This window comes from Alloyangia mangrovi, assembly GCF_002300555.2.
GTDB classification, from domain to species: Bacteria; Pseudomonadota; Alphaproteobacteria; order Rhodobacterales; family Rhodobacteraceae; genus Salipiger; species Salipiger mangrovi.
Genome location: NZ_NTHN02000055.1, coordinates 25,358 through 40,020 on the forward strand (window position 1 = coordinate 25,358; position 14,663 = coordinate 40,020).

Annotated in this window: 13 protein-coding genes and 2 pseudogenes; 11 read left to right on the forward strand and 4 right to left on the reverse strand. The window is 66.5% G+C overall.

Translation table 11 applies throughout. The features are described 5' to 3' along the window. Positions 1–90: 90 nt before the first annotated feature. From CLG85_RS22110 to CLG85_RS22125, 4 genes and pseudogenes are all read right to left on the reverse strand, one after another. A pseudogene (locus tag CLG85_RS22110) lies at positions 91–1,123 on the reverse strand (MaoC family dehydratase). Beyond that, entirely contained in the window at positions 1,123–1,326 is a 204-nt protein-coding gene (locus tag CLG85_RS22115) for a DUF1737 domain-containing protein (protein ID WP_095883037.1), read from the reverse strand. Before CLG85_RS22115 ends, CLG85_RS22110 begins: the two are co-directional and overlap by 1 nt. Before the next feature lie 22 nt (positions 1,327–1,348). Then, the gene (locus CLG85_RS22120) at positions 1,349–1,894 is read right to left on the reverse strand and encodes an NnrU family protein (RefSeq protein WP_095883036.1); all 546 of its coding nucleotides are present in this window, start codon (positions 1,892–1,894) and stop codon (positions 1,349–1,351) included. Positions 1,895–1,933: 39 nt separating this feature from the next. Next, positions 1,934–2,785, reverse strand: a complete 852-nt coding sequence (locus CLG85_RS22125; protein ID WP_095883035.1) for an HpcH/HpaI aldolase/citrate lyase family protein — start codon at positions 2,783–2,785, stop codon at positions 1,934–1,936. A 253-nt stretch (positions 2,786–3,038) separates the two neighbouring features. Between CLG85_RS22125 and CLG85_RS22130 the strand changes: the two genes are divergently transcribed. The 11 genes and pseudogenes from CLG85_RS22130 to CLG85_RS22180 all read left to right on the forward strand — a co-directional run. After that, the gene (locus CLG85_RS22130; RefSeq protein WP_235865440.1) at positions 3,039–3,398 is read left to right on the forward strand and encodes a hypothetical protein; all 360 of its coding nucleotides are present in this window, start codon (positions 3,039–3,041) and stop codon (positions 3,396–3,398) included. 131 nt (positions 3,399–3,529) lie between these two features. Next, entirely contained in the window at positions 3,530–4,435 is a 906-nt protein-coding gene (osmF, locus tag CLG85_RS22135; RefSeq protein ID WP_263619809.1) for a glycine betaine ABC transporter substrate-binding protein OsmF, read from the forward strand. A gap of 23 nt (positions 4,436–4,458) precedes the next feature. Then, positions 4,459–4,884 (forward strand): annotated as a pseudogene (locus CLG85_RS28115) (ABC transporter permease); the annotation flags it as partial. A 460-nt stretch (positions 4,885–5,344) separates the two neighbouring features. After that, positions 5,345–5,620 (forward strand): ABC transporter permease subunit, encoded by a 276-nt coding sequence (locus CLG85_RS22145; protein ID WP_260350020.1) that lies wholly within the window; start codon positions 5,345–5,347, stop codon positions 5,618–5,620. After that, on the forward strand, positions 5,617–6,552 hold the full coding sequence (locus CLG85_RS22150; RefSeq protein ID WP_260350021.1) for an ABC transporter ATP-binding protein: 936 nt from the start codon (positions 5,617–5,619) through the stop codon (positions 6,550–6,552). Before CLG85_RS22145 ends, CLG85_RS22150 begins: the two co-directional genes overlap by 4 nt. Before the next feature lie 8 nt (positions 6,553–6,560). Beyond that, positions 6,561–7,286 (forward strand): ABC transporter permease, encoded by a 726-nt coding sequence (locus CLG85_RS22155; RefSeq protein ID WP_095880429.1) that lies wholly within the window; start codon positions 6,561–6,563, stop codon positions 7,284–7,286. Between the two features lie 268 nt (positions 7,287–7,554). Next, complete coding sequence (gene mdh, locus CLG85_RS22160) at positions 7,555–8,517, forward strand: malate dehydrogenase (protein WP_092424989.1); 963 nt, start codon at positions 7,555–7,557, stop codon at positions 8,515–8,517. Positions 8,518–8,818: 301 nt separating this feature from the next. Continuing rightward, positions 8,819–10,012, forward strand: coding sequence for an ADP-forming succinate--CoA ligase subunit beta (gene sucC, locus CLG85_RS22165; protein WP_095880430.1), 1,194 nt, complete (start codon positions 8,819–8,821; stop codon positions 10,010–10,012). A 79-nt stretch (positions 10,013–10,091) separates the two neighbouring features. Beyond that, entirely contained in the window at positions 10,092–10,976 is an 885-nt protein-coding gene (sucD, locus tag CLG85_RS22170) for a succinate--CoA ligase subunit alpha (protein ID WP_095880431.1), read from the forward strand. Positions 10,977–11,119: 143 nt separating this feature from the next. After that, positions 11,120–14,089 carry a 2-oxoglutarate dehydrogenase E1 component gene (locus CLG85_RS22175; RefSeq protein WP_260350022.1) on the forward strand — a complete coding sequence of 990 codons (2,970 nt, stop codon included), beginning with the start codon at positions 11,120–11,122 and terminating at the stop codon, positions 14,087–14,089. Between the two features lie 4 nt (positions 14,090–14,093). Beyond that, positions 14,094–14,663: biotin/lipoyl-containing protein (locus CLG85_RS22180; protein ID WP_311735027.1), on the forward strand; the 570-nt coding region annotated here is incomplete at its 3' end.

Sequence of the window (14,663 nt, forward strand, 5' to 3'; positions counted from 1 at the left end):
AGAGTCGCCTTATTCCCAAGTGTTTAACTCGGATTTCGCCGGCGCAGCATCGCGACTCAACACGGATCACACCCCGGCCGCCGCGACAGATCAGCGCGGGATCAGCGCCCAGTAATCGAGGTCGAGCAGAACCTCCGGCAGATACTTTCCGTCGGCGCCCTTCAGCGCGAAGGGCGCCCCTCCGCGGGTCGCCACCAGCCGCAGCCGCAGCGCGCCGATGCCGGGTGCCGGGGTCTCTGCCCGGTCCAGGACCTCGGACCAGACCTTGACGGTATCCCCTGCAAAACAAGGGTTTGCATGCGCCCCGCCGTTGAGCCCGACGATCATCTGCGCGTTCGCCAGACCGTTGAAGCTGAGCGCCCGCGCCAAGGAAATCACATGCCCCCCCGTAGATCAGCCGCTTGCCGTCCTCGCGATGGGTGGCGTCGAAATGCACCTTGGCGGTGTTCTGCCAAAGACGGGTGGCGAGCATGTGCTCGGCCTCCTCGATGGTCACCCCGTCGACGTGGTCGATCTGCTCGCCGACTGCGTAATCGCCCCAGCGATGCGGCTCTCCGGCAAGGGGGAAATCGTAACTGCTGAAGTCGAGGCCCGCAGGGATCACCAAATCTTCGGGTGCAAGCGCCTTCTTCAGCTCGGGCAGGACCGTCTCGGGCGCGGGTGCGCCTGGATCCTTCTTCCGCACCATCACCCAGCGGCAAAACTCCAGCACGGTCTCACCGCGCTGGTTGGTGCCGCGCGTGCGCACATAGACGACACCCGATTTGCCATTGGAGTTCTGCTTGAGCCCGATCACCTCGGAGGAGGCGCGCAGCGTGTCCCCCGGATAGACAGGCACCAGCCAGCGCCCCTCGGCATAGCCGAGGTTTGCCACCGCGTTCAGCGAGACGTCGGGCACGGTCTTGCCGAAAACCAGGTGGAACGCCGCCAGATCGTCCAGCGGCGCGCCGGGCAGACCAACGCTCCGGGCAAACTCGTCCGAGGAATAGAGCGCATGCCGGGCCGGGTAGAGCGCGTGGTAGAGCGCCCGCTCCCCGCCCGAGACGGTGCGCGGCACGGCGTGGTCCATGACCTCGCCGATGCGGTATTCCTCGAAGAAGCGCCCGGGGTTGGTCTTGGCCATCACTGAGCTCCCAGTTTCATGTCCGGCGTGTAGGGGGTCTCGATGTCCTTGGTCACGGCCTGTCCGCAGCGCATCACGCCATTGGCCGCATCGAAGGCATAGGTCGGGCTGCCGTAGAGCTCCCAGCCCTTGCTCAGGGCCTCGGACACCTTGTGGCAGAAGGCCGAAGTGTCATCCTCGGTCAGCAGTCGATAGATTTTCATGAGTCTCGTTCCGGTAGTTAGCTCATCCAAAGGTCGGGTAGCCGAGCCAGGTGTGGATCGCGCCGATCACGAAGAGCAGCACTACACTGGCCCCGGCAAAGACCAGGTCCTTCTTGATCTCGCCCTTCGGCGGCGGTGTCCACTGCGGTTCGCTGCGGTTGATCGTGCTCATCTCGACCAGTGCCCAGATCCCGAGCCCGCCGAAGAGCACGAAGGAGGGCGTGTCGCCGTTCACCAGCAGGTGGGCGATGGCCCAGAGCAGGAAGCCGGTCAGCATCGGGTGGCGCATCTTGTAAAAGAGCGCGCCCTTCTTCGGGCCGGGCGAGGTGAAATAGAGCGCCGCCAGCATCAGCAGGTTGTTGATCCCGACCGTGGCCGGGGTGCGCCCGTAGAAAAAGGCGCCATCGGCCATGCGGTAGCCGAAAATCATCAGTATCACGCTGACGAGCAGGGCGAGCGCCACCACGCCCTTGCCCTTGTCGCCCATCTTCGCCCGCGCTTCCGGGGCGAGGCGTTTGAACAGATGCGCCGCCCACCAGAGCGCGACGCCGAGAATCAGAAGCAGCATTGGGGGTCTCCTCTTGCCGGGTCCGCCCCGAGCCTGCCCTCAAGCCCCCATGGCGGCAATGGCTTCTGCCTTGGCGAGCACCGACTTCGCCGTGAAAACATGCAGATTCTCGACGATCTTGCCGTCGACGACGGCAACCCCCTGCCCCGCGGCCTCGGCCTCCTCGAAGGCGTGGATCTGCCGGCGGGCGAGGTCGATCTCGCCTTCGGTCGGGGCAAAGGCGGCATTGGCGATCTCGACCTGCGCCGGGTGGATCAGCGTCTTGCCGTCGAACCCCATGTCGCGGCCCTGGTCGCATTCGGCCCGCAGCCCCTCGTCATCCTTGAAGGCATTGTAGACCCCGTCGACGATGACGCAGCCCGAGGCCTTCGCGGCCAGCAGGCAGAGTTGCAGCGAGGTCAGCATCGGCAGCCGGTCGGCACGGAAGCGCGAGTTCAGCTCCTTGGCCAGGTCGTTGGTGCCCATGACCATGCCCGCAAGCCGCGGATGCGCGCCGATCGCCTGCGCGTTCAGCATGCCCCTCGGCGTCTCCATCATCGCCCAAAGCGGCTTGCCCGTGAGCGCCGCCAGCGCGTCGAGCTGCGCCGGAGTTTCGACCTTGGGCAGCAGCACGGCGTCGCAATCCATGGCATCGGCCGCACGGGCATCCGCCTCGCCCCACTCGGTGTCGAGCCCGTTGATCCGCACAATCCGCGTGCGGTTGCCGTAGCCGCCCACGCCCAGCGCGGCGGCCAGCGTCTCGCGCGCGGCAGGTTTCTCCGCCGGGGCCACCGCATCCTCGAGGTCGAAGATGATCGCATCCACCGTGAGGTTGCGCGCCTTGTCCAGCGCCCGCTCCTTCGAGCCGGGGATGTAAAGTACCGAGCGATAGGGCCGCAGCGCGAGATCCATGCCTTCCTCCTTCGAGCAATAATCTTGCGCCAGTGATGCAATTGTTTTCCAAAAACTGCAAGGGCATTCATGCCGCGGCGCAGAAGAACGGCGCATTTTAACCGCGGGCGCATCCTTTACCAATCCTTCGGACTTGCCCCGCAGGCTCAAAGTCCGAGGCAGGTACCTCTCCTGCAAGCGTCTCTGATCGGCTACCTCATCCGGTCGCGCTTGCACCCCCCGTGAAAGGACCATCCCGTTGAAAGGAAAGCCGATGACGGCATATCCAACGACCTCCCTACCCGGGCCACAGCCCACCTCCGCATGGCGCGCATGGCTTGCGATATGCTTCTGCGCGGGCCTTGCCGCCCTGCCCTCCGCCGGGTACGCCGAGAGCCGGGCCTGCGGCCCGCGGGACGTGGTCGTCGCCCGGCTCGCCGAAACCTACGGCGAGACGCGACAGTCCATCGGTCTTGGCAGCGACAACGCGGTGATGGAGGTTTTCGCCTCCGACGAGACCGGCACATGGACGATCACCGTCACCTCCAGTACCGGCGTTACCTGCCTCGTCGCAAGCGGGCTGGCCTTCGAAACCCTCGCCGAACATCTCCCGCCCAAGGAAAGCGATGCCTGAATCGCGCAACCTGAGACCTGCTCCCTCCGGGAAATTCCGCGGAAGACTTGGCCTATGCCGGTCCAATCCTAGTTTCTGAGCGGAACTCTGTCATACTCGACAGGACGCAACGGAAGGGAGCCGGACGCGCCATGATCCGCACATCTATTCTCGCCGCCGCCAGCCTCGCCGCGGGGCTCGCTGGCACAGCAGAGGCCGACATCACCGTCTCGTCGAAGATCGACACAGAGGGCGGGCTGCTCGGAAACATGATCGCCCTCGCGCTCGAAGATGCGGGCCTGCCGGTCGAGCGGCGCCTGCAACTGGGCGGCACGCAGGTGGTCCGCGAGGCGATCCTCGCAGGTCAGATCGACATCTATCCCGAGTACACCGGCAACGCGGCCTTCTTCTTCAACGAGGCCGACGCGGAAACCTGGAAGGACGCCACTGCCGCCCATGACCGCGCCAAGGAACTCGACGCCGAAAACGGCATCACCTGGCTTAGCTCCGCCCCGGCGAACAACACCTGGGCCATCGCGGTGACCGGCCCCGTGGCCGAGGAAAACAGCCTCGACACGATGAGCGACTTCGGAAAATGGGTCGCGGGCGGTGGAGATGTGAAACTGGCGGCCTCGACGGAGTTCGTCTCCTCCCCCGCAGTGCTGCCCGCCATGCAGGAGACCTACGGCTTCGAGCTGACCGAGGACCAGACCGTGATCCTCTCGGGCGGCGACACCGCGGCGACGATCCAGGCCGCCGCGCGGGGCACCTCGGGCGTCAACGCGGCCATGGTCTACGGCACCGACGGCGGTGTCGGCGCAACCGGGCTCAAGGTGATGAAGGACGACAAGGGCGTGCAGCCGGTCTACGAACCCACCCCCATCGTCCGCGACGCCGTTCTCGAGGAATACCCCTCGATCCCCGAGGTGCTGAACCCGATCTTCGAAGGGCTGACGATGGAGACCCTGCAGGAGCTCAATGGCCGCATCCAGGTCGGGGGTGAGCCCGCCGAGGCGGTGGCACGCGACTACCTCACCAAATCCGGGGTGCTGGACTGATCGCGGTCACCTCGGAACAAGGCTTGACCGGGCGGGCGCTGTCCCCGCCCGGGCTGCTCTTCGCGGCGCTAGGGCTGGCGTCGCTCGCCCTGCCCTTCCTCACCCTGCGCGCCAACCGCATCGTCGCGGGCGAGGGTGTCATGCTCTGGGACTGCGCGCCAACGGCTGCGGTCATCGCGGGCGGCCTTGCCCTCGCTGCCGGGCTCGCGCTCGGCATCCCCGCAGGGGCACCCCTGCGCCGCCTCGGTGGCAGCCTGCTCGGCCTCGCCGGGCTGATCTTCCTGACCGCGCAAGGCGCCGCAAGCCAACTGGCCGGCGCCGGAGACCTCGCCCGGGTCTCTCCCGCCGCCGGGGCCTGGTGCCTGCTGCTGGTGCTGATGCTGCTGATGGCCGATGCCCTCTCGCAGCTCCGCCCCGGGCCGCGCGCCCGCGCCGGGCTCCTGGCGCTTCTGCTGGCCGCGCTGGCCGCGCTGCTCTTGTCCGGCGCGCTGTCTGATCTGTCGGTGATGCAGGAGTATGCCAGCCGCAAGGACGCCTTCCGCAGCGCTGCCCTGCGCCATCTCGCCCTCGCACTCGGCTCGCTTGGTGCCGCAGCGCTGATCGGCTTTCCGCTCGGCATCCTGTGCCACCGCAACGCCAGCCTGCGCGGCGCAACGCTGCCGGTCCTGAGCTTTCTGCAGACCATTCCCTCGCTCGCCATGTTCGGCATCATGATCCCGATCCTCGGCTGGGTGGCCACGACCTATCCCGCCGCCCAGGCGCTCGGCATCGCCGGCATCGGCTTTGCCCCCGCCTTCCTCGCGCTTGTGCTCTATTCGCTGCTCCCTGTGGCCGCCAATACCGTGACCGGGCTCGCCGCCACGCCCCCCCGCCGCGATCGAGGCCGCCCGCGGCATGGGCATGACCGGCATGCAGCGCCTGCGGAAGGTCGAGCTGCCGCTGGCCATGCCGGTGATCCTCGCCGGGCTGCGCATCGTGCTGGTGCAGAACATCGGCCTTGCGGTCATCGCCGGGCTGATCGGCGGCGGCGGCTTCGGCAGCTTCGTCTTCCAGGGCCTCAACCAGACTGCCACCGACCTCATCCTGCTGGGTGCGCTGCCCACCGTCCTCATGGCCCTTGTCGCGGCGATCGTCATGGACATCCTCGTCGACCTCACCCGCCGCACTCCGGAGCGTCAGACATGATCGAGATCGACAGGATCACAAAGCTCTACGGCCAGACCCGCGCTGTCGATGCCGTCTCGCTCACCGCCGAGACCGGCACGATCACCGCGATCGTCGGCACCTCGGGCTCGGGCAAGACCACGCTCTTGCGAATGATCAACCGGCTGGTGGAGCCCAGTTCGGGCGAGGTCCGCATCAACGGCGAGCCGACCCACGCGGTGAAGCCCCACCTCCTGCGCCGCCGCATCGGCTACGCGATCCAGGGCCATGGGCTCTTTCCGCACCACACGGTTGCGCGCAACATCGGGGCCGTGCCCGAGCTGCTCGGCTGGCCGAAGGAGAAGATCGCCGCCCGGGTGGACGAGTTGCTGACCCTCTTCGGCATGGAGCCCGCCGAATTTCGCGACCGACTGCCGCTGGAGCTGTCGGGCGGGCAGCAGCAGCGCGTCGGCGTCGCCCGCGCGCTGGCCTCGCGCCCGGACCTTCTGCTGATGGACGAGCCCTTCGGCGCGCTCGACCCGATCATCCGCACCCGCGCGCAGGAAGATCTGCGCGCCATCCAGCGCAAGCTCGGCTCGACGATCATGCTGGTCACCCACGACATGGACGAGGCGATCCGCCTCGGCGACCGCATCGCGGTGATGGATGGCGGGCGGCTGGTGCAATACGGCCCCCCGGAAGAGATCGTCGCCGCGCCAGCCACCGCCTTTGTCGCTGACATGGTCGGGGATGCCGAACGGCCCATGCGGCTGCTCTCGCTGATCCCCGTCTCCGATCTGGTCGAACCGGGCACCGCCGAAGGCGCCCCCCTGCCCGCAGAGGCGACCCTGCGCGAGGCGCTCTCCGCCTGCCTCTGGACCGGGCGCGAGGCGGTCCCCGTCGAAACGGAGGGCGCCCCCGCCGGGCGGGTCACGCTCGCGGCCATACGGGCGCGGGCGGAGCGCCACGCGTGAAACCGGGGATGTTCCTGCGCGTGGCGCTCATCGCGCTGCTGCTGGCGCTGGTGCTGAAGCCGGGAGCCTTCGCCCCGGCCTTCGCCCCCTTCGCGCCCGAGAACGGGCCGGTGATCTACACCCGCAGCTCGCTGCTCTCGCTTTCGCTGAGCCACCTCGGCCTTGTCGCCATGGCCTCGCTCGCCGCCACCATCGTGGCGGTGACGCTGGCGATCCTCGTCACCCGCCCCGCCGGCGCCGCCTTCCGGCCGCTCTCGCGCACCATCACCAATGTCGGCCAGACCTTCCCGCCGGTCGCGGTTCTGGCGCTCGCCGTCCCGGCACTCGGCTTCGGCGCGGGGCCGACGCTGGTGGCGCTCTTTCTCTATGGCCTCCTGCCGATCTTCGAGAACGCCATGACCGGCCTCTCGACCCTGCCCGCCAGCACCATGGAGGCGGCGCGCGGCATCGGCCTCAGCCGCTGGCAGAGGCTCTGGCGAGTCGAGCTGCCGCTGGCCCTGCCGGTGATCCTCGGTGGCATCCGCCTGTCGGTGGTGATCGCCCTCGGAACGGCGACCATCGGCTCGACGGTGGCGGCCCGCACGCTCGGCGAGGTGATCATCGCCGGGCTGCTGACCAGCAACACCGCCTTCGTGCTGCAGGGTGGGCTGATCGTCGGGCTCTTCGCGGTGCTGATCCATGACGCGCTGGTGCAGCTCGAGAAATATCTCGCGCAGCGCAGCGGGCGCGGCTGACACAGAAAAGAATCGCCTGATTGCCTGTGAATGCGGCATTTTGCGCGCGCAGGTTGAAGCGATCCGCGGCCCGACAGGTCCAGAGGGGCGCAGAAAGCATACCCTCGCATACCGGCGCTAACACACCGAAACTTAACACATTTACCGCAACCATGCCGCGTGGTCAGCAATCGAGCTTCCGTGATGCTGCTCCGCAGCGCCCTTGCGCGTCGGCGGCAGAGACCTTACGCAAGCGGCGGACTTCACAAATGGAGCGGAGAACAGATCCATGGCCAGACCCAAGATTGCCCTCATCGGCGCGGGACAGATTGGCGGCACGCTTGCACATCTCGCGGCCCTGAAGGAACTCGGCGACGTCGTGCTCTTCGACATCTCGGAAGGCACGCCGGAAGGCAAAGCGCTCGACATCGCGGAATCCGGCCCCTCCGAAGGCTTTGACGCGAAGCTCAAGGGCACCCAGGACTACGCCGACATCGCGGGCGCAGACGTCTGCATCGTCACCGCCGGCGTGCCGCGCAAGCCGGGCATGAGCCGCGACGACCTGCTGGGCATCAACCTCAAGGTGATGAAGTCGGTCGGCGAAGGCATCAAGGAAAACGCTCCCGACGCATTCGTCATCTGCATCACCAACCCGCTCGACGCGATGGTCTGGGCGCTGCAGAAGTTCTCGGGCCTGCCCGCGCACAAGGTCTGCGGCATGGCAGGCGTGCTCGACTCGGCGCGCTTCCGCCACTTCCTGTCGGTGGAATTCGACGTGTCGATGAAGGACGTCACCGCCTTCGTGCTCGGCGGCCACGGCGACACCATGGTGCCCTCCGTCCGTTACTCCACCGTCGCCGGCATCCCGCTGCCGGACCTGGTCGAGATGGGCTGGACCACGCAGGAGAAGCTGGACGCGATCGTGCAGCGCACCCGCGACGGCGGCGCCGAGATCGTCGGCCTGCTGAAGACCGGCTCGGCCTTCTACGCCCCCGCGACCTCGGCCATCGAGATGGCGGAAGCCTACCTCAAGGACCAGAAGCGCGTGCTGCCCTGCGCCGCCTACTGCGACGGCGAGTTCGGCCTGAAAGACATGTACGTGGGCGTGCCCACCGTGATCGGCGCCGGCGGCATCGAGAAGATCGTGAACATCAAGCTCAACAAGGAAGAGCAGGAGATGTTCGACAAGTCGGTCGCCGCGGTGAACGGCCTGGTCGAAGCCTGCAAGGGCATCGACGGCAGCCTGGCGTAAGCCCTGCCGGTGCCCACACGGGCACCAACAAATTTCGGGCCCCGGCAGCAACAGCGCCGGGGCCCTTGCTTTTTCGGTCTTCGCATTTCGCCTTCCGCAACGGCAGGACGCTGATTCTTTCGACGTGAGACGGCAATGGGATTTCACCACGACCGAGTTTGTGATCACGCTTTTTGAGCGCGTGATCACAACGGCAAGAAAATCTCGCAAATCTTCGCCGAAAGCCAAAAATCCCTTCGCACGAGGCGAACGACGCGCGTATACCGGCCGCGAAATCGCAGCAAGACGGGAAGAGTCTTCCATGAACATCCATGAATATCAGGCGAAAGCGCTCCTGCGCGAATACGGCTGCCCGGTTTCGGACGGCCGCGTCGTGCTCAGCGCCAACGAAGCCAAGTCCGCTGCCGGCGAGCTCGACGGTCCGCTCTGGGTCGTCAAGGCGCAGATCCACGCAGGTGGCCGCGGCAAGGGCAAGTTCAAGGAAGCCGAAGCTGGCGAGAAGGGCGGCGTCCGTCTGGCCAAGTCGGTGGAAGAGGCGGCTGAAGAAGCCAAGAAGATGCTTGGCAAGACCCTGGTGACCCACCAGACCGGTCCGGCCGGCAAGCAGGTCAACCGCATCTACATCGAGGACGGCTCGGACATCGAGCGCGAACTCTATCTCGCCCTGCTCGTCGACCGCGTCACCTCGCGCGTGTCCTTCGTATGCTCCACCGAAGGCGGCATGGACATCGAGGAAGTCGCAGCCTCGACCCCCGAGAAGATCCTGTCGTTCTCCGTCGACCCGGCCACCGGCTACCAGCCGTTCCACGGCCGCCGCGTTGCCTTCGCCCTCGGCCTCGAAGGCCCGGCGATGAAGCAATGCGTGAAGCTGATGGGTCAGCTCTACAAGGCCTTCATCGAGAAGGACATGGAGATGCTGGAGATCAACCCGCTGATCCTCATGCCCGGCGGCAACCTCAAGGTGCTCGACGCGAAGCTCGGCTTCGACGGCAACGCCATGTACCGCCAGCCCGACATCGCCAACCTGCGCGACGAGACCGAGGAAGACGCCAAGGAACTCGAAGCCTCCAAGTACGACCTCAACTACATCGCACTGGATGGTGAGATCGGCTGCATGGTGAACGGCGCGGGCCTGGCCATGGCGACCATGGACATCATCAAGCTCTACGGCGCAGAGCCTGCCAACTTCCTCGACGTCGGTGGCGGCGCGACCAAGGAGAAGGTGACCGAGGCGTTCAAGATCATCACGTCCGACAAGAACGTGAAGGGCATCCTCGTCAACATCTTCGGCGGCATCATGCGCTGCGACGTCATCGCCGAGGGCGTCATCGCCGCGGTGAAGGAAGTGGGCCTGCAGGTTCCGCTCGTCGTCCGCCTCGAAGGCACCAACGTTGAGCTTGGCAAGAAGATCATCAACGAGTCCGGCCTGGACGTGATCGCTGCCGACAACCTCTCCGACGGCGCCGAGAAGATCGTGAAAGCGGTCAAGGGCTGATGCGTCTGGGGGCGCTGCGGCGCTCCCTCCCCGGAATTCTGGCTGCGCCCGTCGCAGCGACAATCAGGAGAACGCCACAATGGCAGTCCTCGTTAACGAAAACACCAAAGTCATCTGTCAGGGCCTGACCGGCTCGCAGGGCACCTTCCACACCGAGCAGGCGATCGCCTACGGCACCAAGATGGTCGGCGGCGTGACCCCCGGCAAAGGCGGCCAGGAGCACCTTGGCCTGCCCGTGTTCAACTCGGTGCACGAAGCCAAGCACGTGACCGAAGCCAACGCCTCGGTGATCTACGTGCCGCCGCCCTTCGCTGCGGACTCGATCCTCGAAGCGATCGACGCCGAGATCGAGCTGATCATCTGCATCACCGAGGGCATCCCCGTCCTCGACATGATGAAGGTGAAGCGCGCGCTGGTGGACAGCAAGTCGCGCCTGATCGGCCCGAACTGCCCGGGTGTCATCACCCCCGACGCCTGCAAGATCGGCATCATGCCCGGCCACATCCACAAGCGCGGCTCGGTCGGCGTGGTCTCGCGTTCCGGCACGCTGACCTATGAAGCCGTGAAGCAGACCACCGACATGGGCCTCGGCCAGTCGTCGGCTGTTGGCATCGGCGGCGACCCCATCAAGGGCACCGAGCACATCGACGTGCTGGACATGTTCCTCGACGATCCGGAAACCCAGTCGATCATCATGATCGGCGAGATCGGTGGTTCGGCAGAAGAGGAAGCGGCAGAGTTCCTCGCCGAGCAGAAGAAGAAAGGCCGCTGGAAGCCGACCGCCGGTTTCATCGCGGGCCGCACTGCTCCTCCGGGCCGCCGCATGGGCCACGCTGGCGCGATCGTCGCCGGTGGCAAGGGCGACGCCGAGTCCAAGATCGAGGCGATGAAATCCGCCGGTATCGTGGTCGCGGACAGCCCGGCGACGCTTGGTGAAGCTGTCATGAAAGCCATCAAGGGCTAAATAGCACAGCGCGGGGCGGCACGTCCGCCCCGCACCCCCTGCAGGGTTCCGGCCCGAACGCGACCCGGAGCATCATGACGGGGGCCTTTCCCGAAGGCCCCCCTCCTGCTGCTTCAACGATCGGTCAGAAAGGAATGCGCGCGATGACGGATCAAGGCTCGAATGACCAGTTCCACGCCCTCAGCTTCATGCAGGGTGCGAACGCGGAATATCTCGAACAGATGTACGCCCGCTATGCAAACGACCCCTCCGCGGTGGACGAGGCGTGGAGCGAGTTCTTCAAACAACTCGGCGACGACGAGACCAGCGTGAAGGCCGAGGCGCAGGGCGCCTCCTGGGAGCGCGCCGACTGGCCGCCGACCCCGAACGACGACCTGACCGCCGCGCTCACTGGCGAATGGCCGCTGATGCCCGCCGCCGAGGCGAAGGGCGCCGGCAAGAAGATCGCCGAGAAAGCCGCCGAGAAGGGCGTCGCGGTCACCGACGACCAGATCAAGCGGGCCGTGCTCGACTCGATCCGTGCGCTGATGATCATCCGCGCGCACCGCATCCGCGGTCACCTCGCGGCCGATCTCGACCCACTGGGCCTGCACGGCCGCGACCCGCACCCCGAGCTCGACCCCAAGGCCTACGGCTTCACCGAAGCCGACATGGACCGTCCGATCTTCATCGACAACGTGCTCGGCCTGCAGGTCGCCTCGCTGCGCGAGATCATGGGCGTGCTCAAGCGCACCTACTGCGGCACCTTCGCGCTGCAGTACATGCACATCTCGGACCCCGAGCAATCCGCTTGGCTCAAGGAGCGCATCGAGGGCTACGGCAAGGAAGTCAAATTCACCCGTGAGGGCCGCAAGGCGATCCTCAACAAGATGGTGGAAGCCGAGGGCTTCGAGAAGTTCCTGCACGTCAAGTACATGGGCACCAAGCGCTTCGGCCTCGACGGCGGCGAGTCGCTGATCCCTGCGATGGAGCAGATCATCAAGCGCGGCGGCAGCCTCGGCATCAAGGAGATCGTCTTCGGCATGCCGCACCGCGGCCGCCTGTCGGTGCTCGCCAACGTGCTGCAGAAGCCCTACCGCGCGATCTTCAACGAATTCCAGGGCGGCTCGTTCAAGCCCGAGGACGTGGACGGTTCCGGCGACGTGAAATACCACCTCGGCGCCTCTTCGGACCGCGAGTTCGACGGCAACAAGGTGCACCTGTCGCTGACCGCCAACCCCTCGCACCTCGAGGCGGTGAACCCGGTGGTCCTGGGCAAGGTCCGCGCCAAGCAGGACCAGCTCGGCGACACCGAGCGCACCCAGGTTCTGCCGGTGCTGCTGCACGGCGACGCGGCCTTCGCGGGCCAGGGCGTCGTGGCCGAGTGCTTCGCGCTCTCGGGCCTGCGCGGCCACCGCACCGGCGGCACCATCCACATCGTGGTGAACAACCAGATCGGCTTCACCACCGCGCCGCACTTCTCGCGCTCCTCGCCCTACCCCACCGACAACGCACTGGTGGTCGAGGCGCCGATCTTCCACGTCAACGGCGATGACCCCGAGGCCGTGGTGCACGCCGCCAAGGTCGCGACCGAGTTCCGCCAGAAGTTTGGCAAGGACGTGGTCATCGACATCTTCTGCTATCGCCGGTTCGGTCACAACGAGGGCGACGAGCCCATGTTCACCAACCCGATCATGTACAAGAAGATCAAGCAGCAGAAGACCACGCTGACGCTCTACACCGATCGTCTCGTCAAGGACGGGCTGATCCCCGAGGGCGAGATCGAGGACATGAAGGCTGCCTTCCAAGCGCACCTCAACGAGGAATTCGAGGCCGGCAAGACCTACAAGCCGAACAAGGCCGACTGGCTCGACGGCCGCTGGTCGCACCTCGACGCGCAGAAGGAAGGCAACTACCAGCGCGGCGAGACGGCGATCGCGCCCGAGACCATGGCCGATGTCGGCAAGGGGCTGACCACCGTCCCCGAGGGCTTCCCGCTGCACAAGACCGTGGGCCGTTTCCTCGAGGCGCGATCGAACATGTTCGAGAGCGGCAAGGGCTTCGACTGGGCGACCGGTGAAGCACTGGCCTTCGGCTCGCTGCTGACCGAGGGCTACCCGGTCCGCCTCGCCGGCCAGGACTCGACTCGCGGCACCTTCTCGCAGCGCCACTCGGGCCTGATCAACCAGGACAACGAAGAGCGCTACTACCCGCTCAACAACATCCGCGAGGGCCAGGCCCGCTACGAGGTGATCGACTCGGCGCTGTCCGAATACGCGGTCTCGGGCTTCGAATACGGCTACTCGCTGGCCGAGCCCAACGCGCTGACGCTCTGGGAAGCCCAGTTCGGCGACTTCGCCAACGGCGCGCAGATCATGTTCGACCAGTTCATCTCGTCGGGTGAATCGAAGTGGCTGCGCATGTCGGGCCTCGTCTGCCTGCTGCCGCACGGCTTCGAAGGCCAGGGCCCCGAGCACAGCTCGGCGCGCCTCGAGCGCTTCCTGCAGATGTGCGGCCAGGACAACTGGATCGTGGCCAACGTCTCGACCCCGGCCAACTACTTCCACATCCTGCGCCGCCAGCTGCACCGCAGCTACCGCAAGCCGCTGATCCTGATGACGCCGAAATCGCTTCTGCGTCACAAGCTGGCGGTCTCCGAGGCGAAGGACTTCGTCACCGGCTCCTCGTTCCACCGCGTCCTCTGGGACAGCGCGGAATCCGGCGAAAGCGCAACCAAGCTGGTGTCGGACGACAAGATCAAGCGCGTCGTGATGTGCTCGGGCAAGGTCTATTACGACCTGCTCGAGGAGCGCGACGCCCGCGGCATCGACGATGTCTACCTGCTGCGGGTCGAGCAGTTCTATCCCTTCCCGGCAATCTCGCTGGTCAAGGAGCTGGAACGCTTCAAGGGCGCCGAGATGGTCTGGTGCCAGGAAGAGCCCAAGAACCAGGGCGCCTGGACCTTCATCGAGCCCAATATCGAATGGGTGCTGGGGCGCATTGACGCCACGCACAAGCGGCCGGTCTATGTCGGTCGCGCCACCTCGGCCTCGCCCGCAACGGGCCTGGCCAGCCAGCACAAGGCACAGCAAGAGGCGCTTGTGAACGAAGCGCTGACCATCGAAGGGAAATGAAGCGATGACGACCGAAGTGCGCGTCCCCACGCTGGGTGAATCCGTGACCGAAGCCACGGTGGCCACCTGGTTCAAGAAGCCCGGTGACGCCGTCGCCGTGGACGAGATGCTCTGCGAGCTCGAGACCGACAAGGTGACCGTCGAGGTCCCCTCCCCGGTCGCCGGCGTCCTTGCGGACATCGTGGCCAAGGAAGGCGACACCGTGGGCGTCGACGCCCTGCTCGCCAATGTCGCCCCCGCGGGCGAAGCCGGTGCCGAGGCGGTCGAGGAACGCCCCTCGGCCAAGGCTGCCGAAGCGCCCGCCGCCGCGGGCGGCGAAGAGGTCAAGGTGATGGTCCCCACGCTGGGCGAATCCGTCTCCGAAGCCACGGTGGCCACCTGGTTCAAGAAGGTCGGTGACAGCGTCGCCGCCGACGAGATGCTCTGCGAGCTCGAGACCGACAAGGTTTCGGTCGAAGTGCCCGCGCCCGCCGCAGGCACGCTGACCGCGATCCTCGCCGAGGAAGGTGCCACCGTTCAGGCCGGCGGCCAGCTCGCCGTGCCCGGCGGCGCAGGTGCCGCTGCCGCTCCGGCA

Coding starts and splice junctions, on each gene's coding strand:
- CLG85_RS22130 (WP_235865440.1), top strand. CDS start 3,039: ATGACGGCATATCCAACGACCTCCCTACCCGGGCCACAGCCCACCTCC.
- CLG85_RS22115 (WP_095883037.1), bottom strand. CDS start 1,326: ATGAAAATCTATCGACTGCTGACCGAGGATGACACTTCGGCCTTCTGC.
- sucC (WP_095880430.1), top strand. CDS start 8,819: ATGAACATCCATGAATATCAGGCGAAAGCGCTCCTGCGCGAATACGGC.
- osmF (WP_263619809.1), top strand. CDS start 3,530: ATGATCCGCACATCTATTCTCGCCGCCGCCAGCCTCGCCGCGGGGCTC.
- CLG85_RS22120 (WP_095883036.1), bottom strand. CDS start 1,894: ATGCTGCTTCTGATTCTCGGCGTCGCGCTCTGGTGGGCGGCGCATCTG.
- CLG85_RS22125 (WP_095883035.1), bottom strand. CDS start 2,785: ATGGATCTCGCGCTGCGGCCCTATCGCTCGGTACTTTACATCCCCGGC.
- CLG85_RS22145 (WP_260350020.1), top strand. CDS start 5,345: ATGCAGCGCCTGCGGAAGGTCGAGCTGCCGCTGGCCATGCCGGTGATC.
- CLG85_RS22150 (WP_260350021.1), top strand. CDS start 5,617: ATGATCGAGATCGACAGGATCACAAAGCTCTACGGCCAGACCCGCGCT.
- sucD (WP_095880431.1), top strand. CDS start 10,092: ATGGCAGTCCTCGTTAACGAAAACACCAAAGTCATCTGTCAGGGCCTG.
- CLG85_RS22175 (WP_260350022.1), top strand. CDS start 11,120: ATGACGGATCAAGGCTCGAATGACCAGTTCCACGCCCTCAGCTTCATG.
- mdh (WP_092424989.1), top strand. CDS start 7,555: ATGGCCAGACCCAAGATTGCCCTCATCGGCGCGGGACAGATTGGCGGC.
- CLG85_RS22155 (WP_095880429.1), top strand. CDS start 6,561: ATGTTCCTGCGCGTGGCGCTCATCGCGCTGCTGCTGGCGCTGGTGCTG.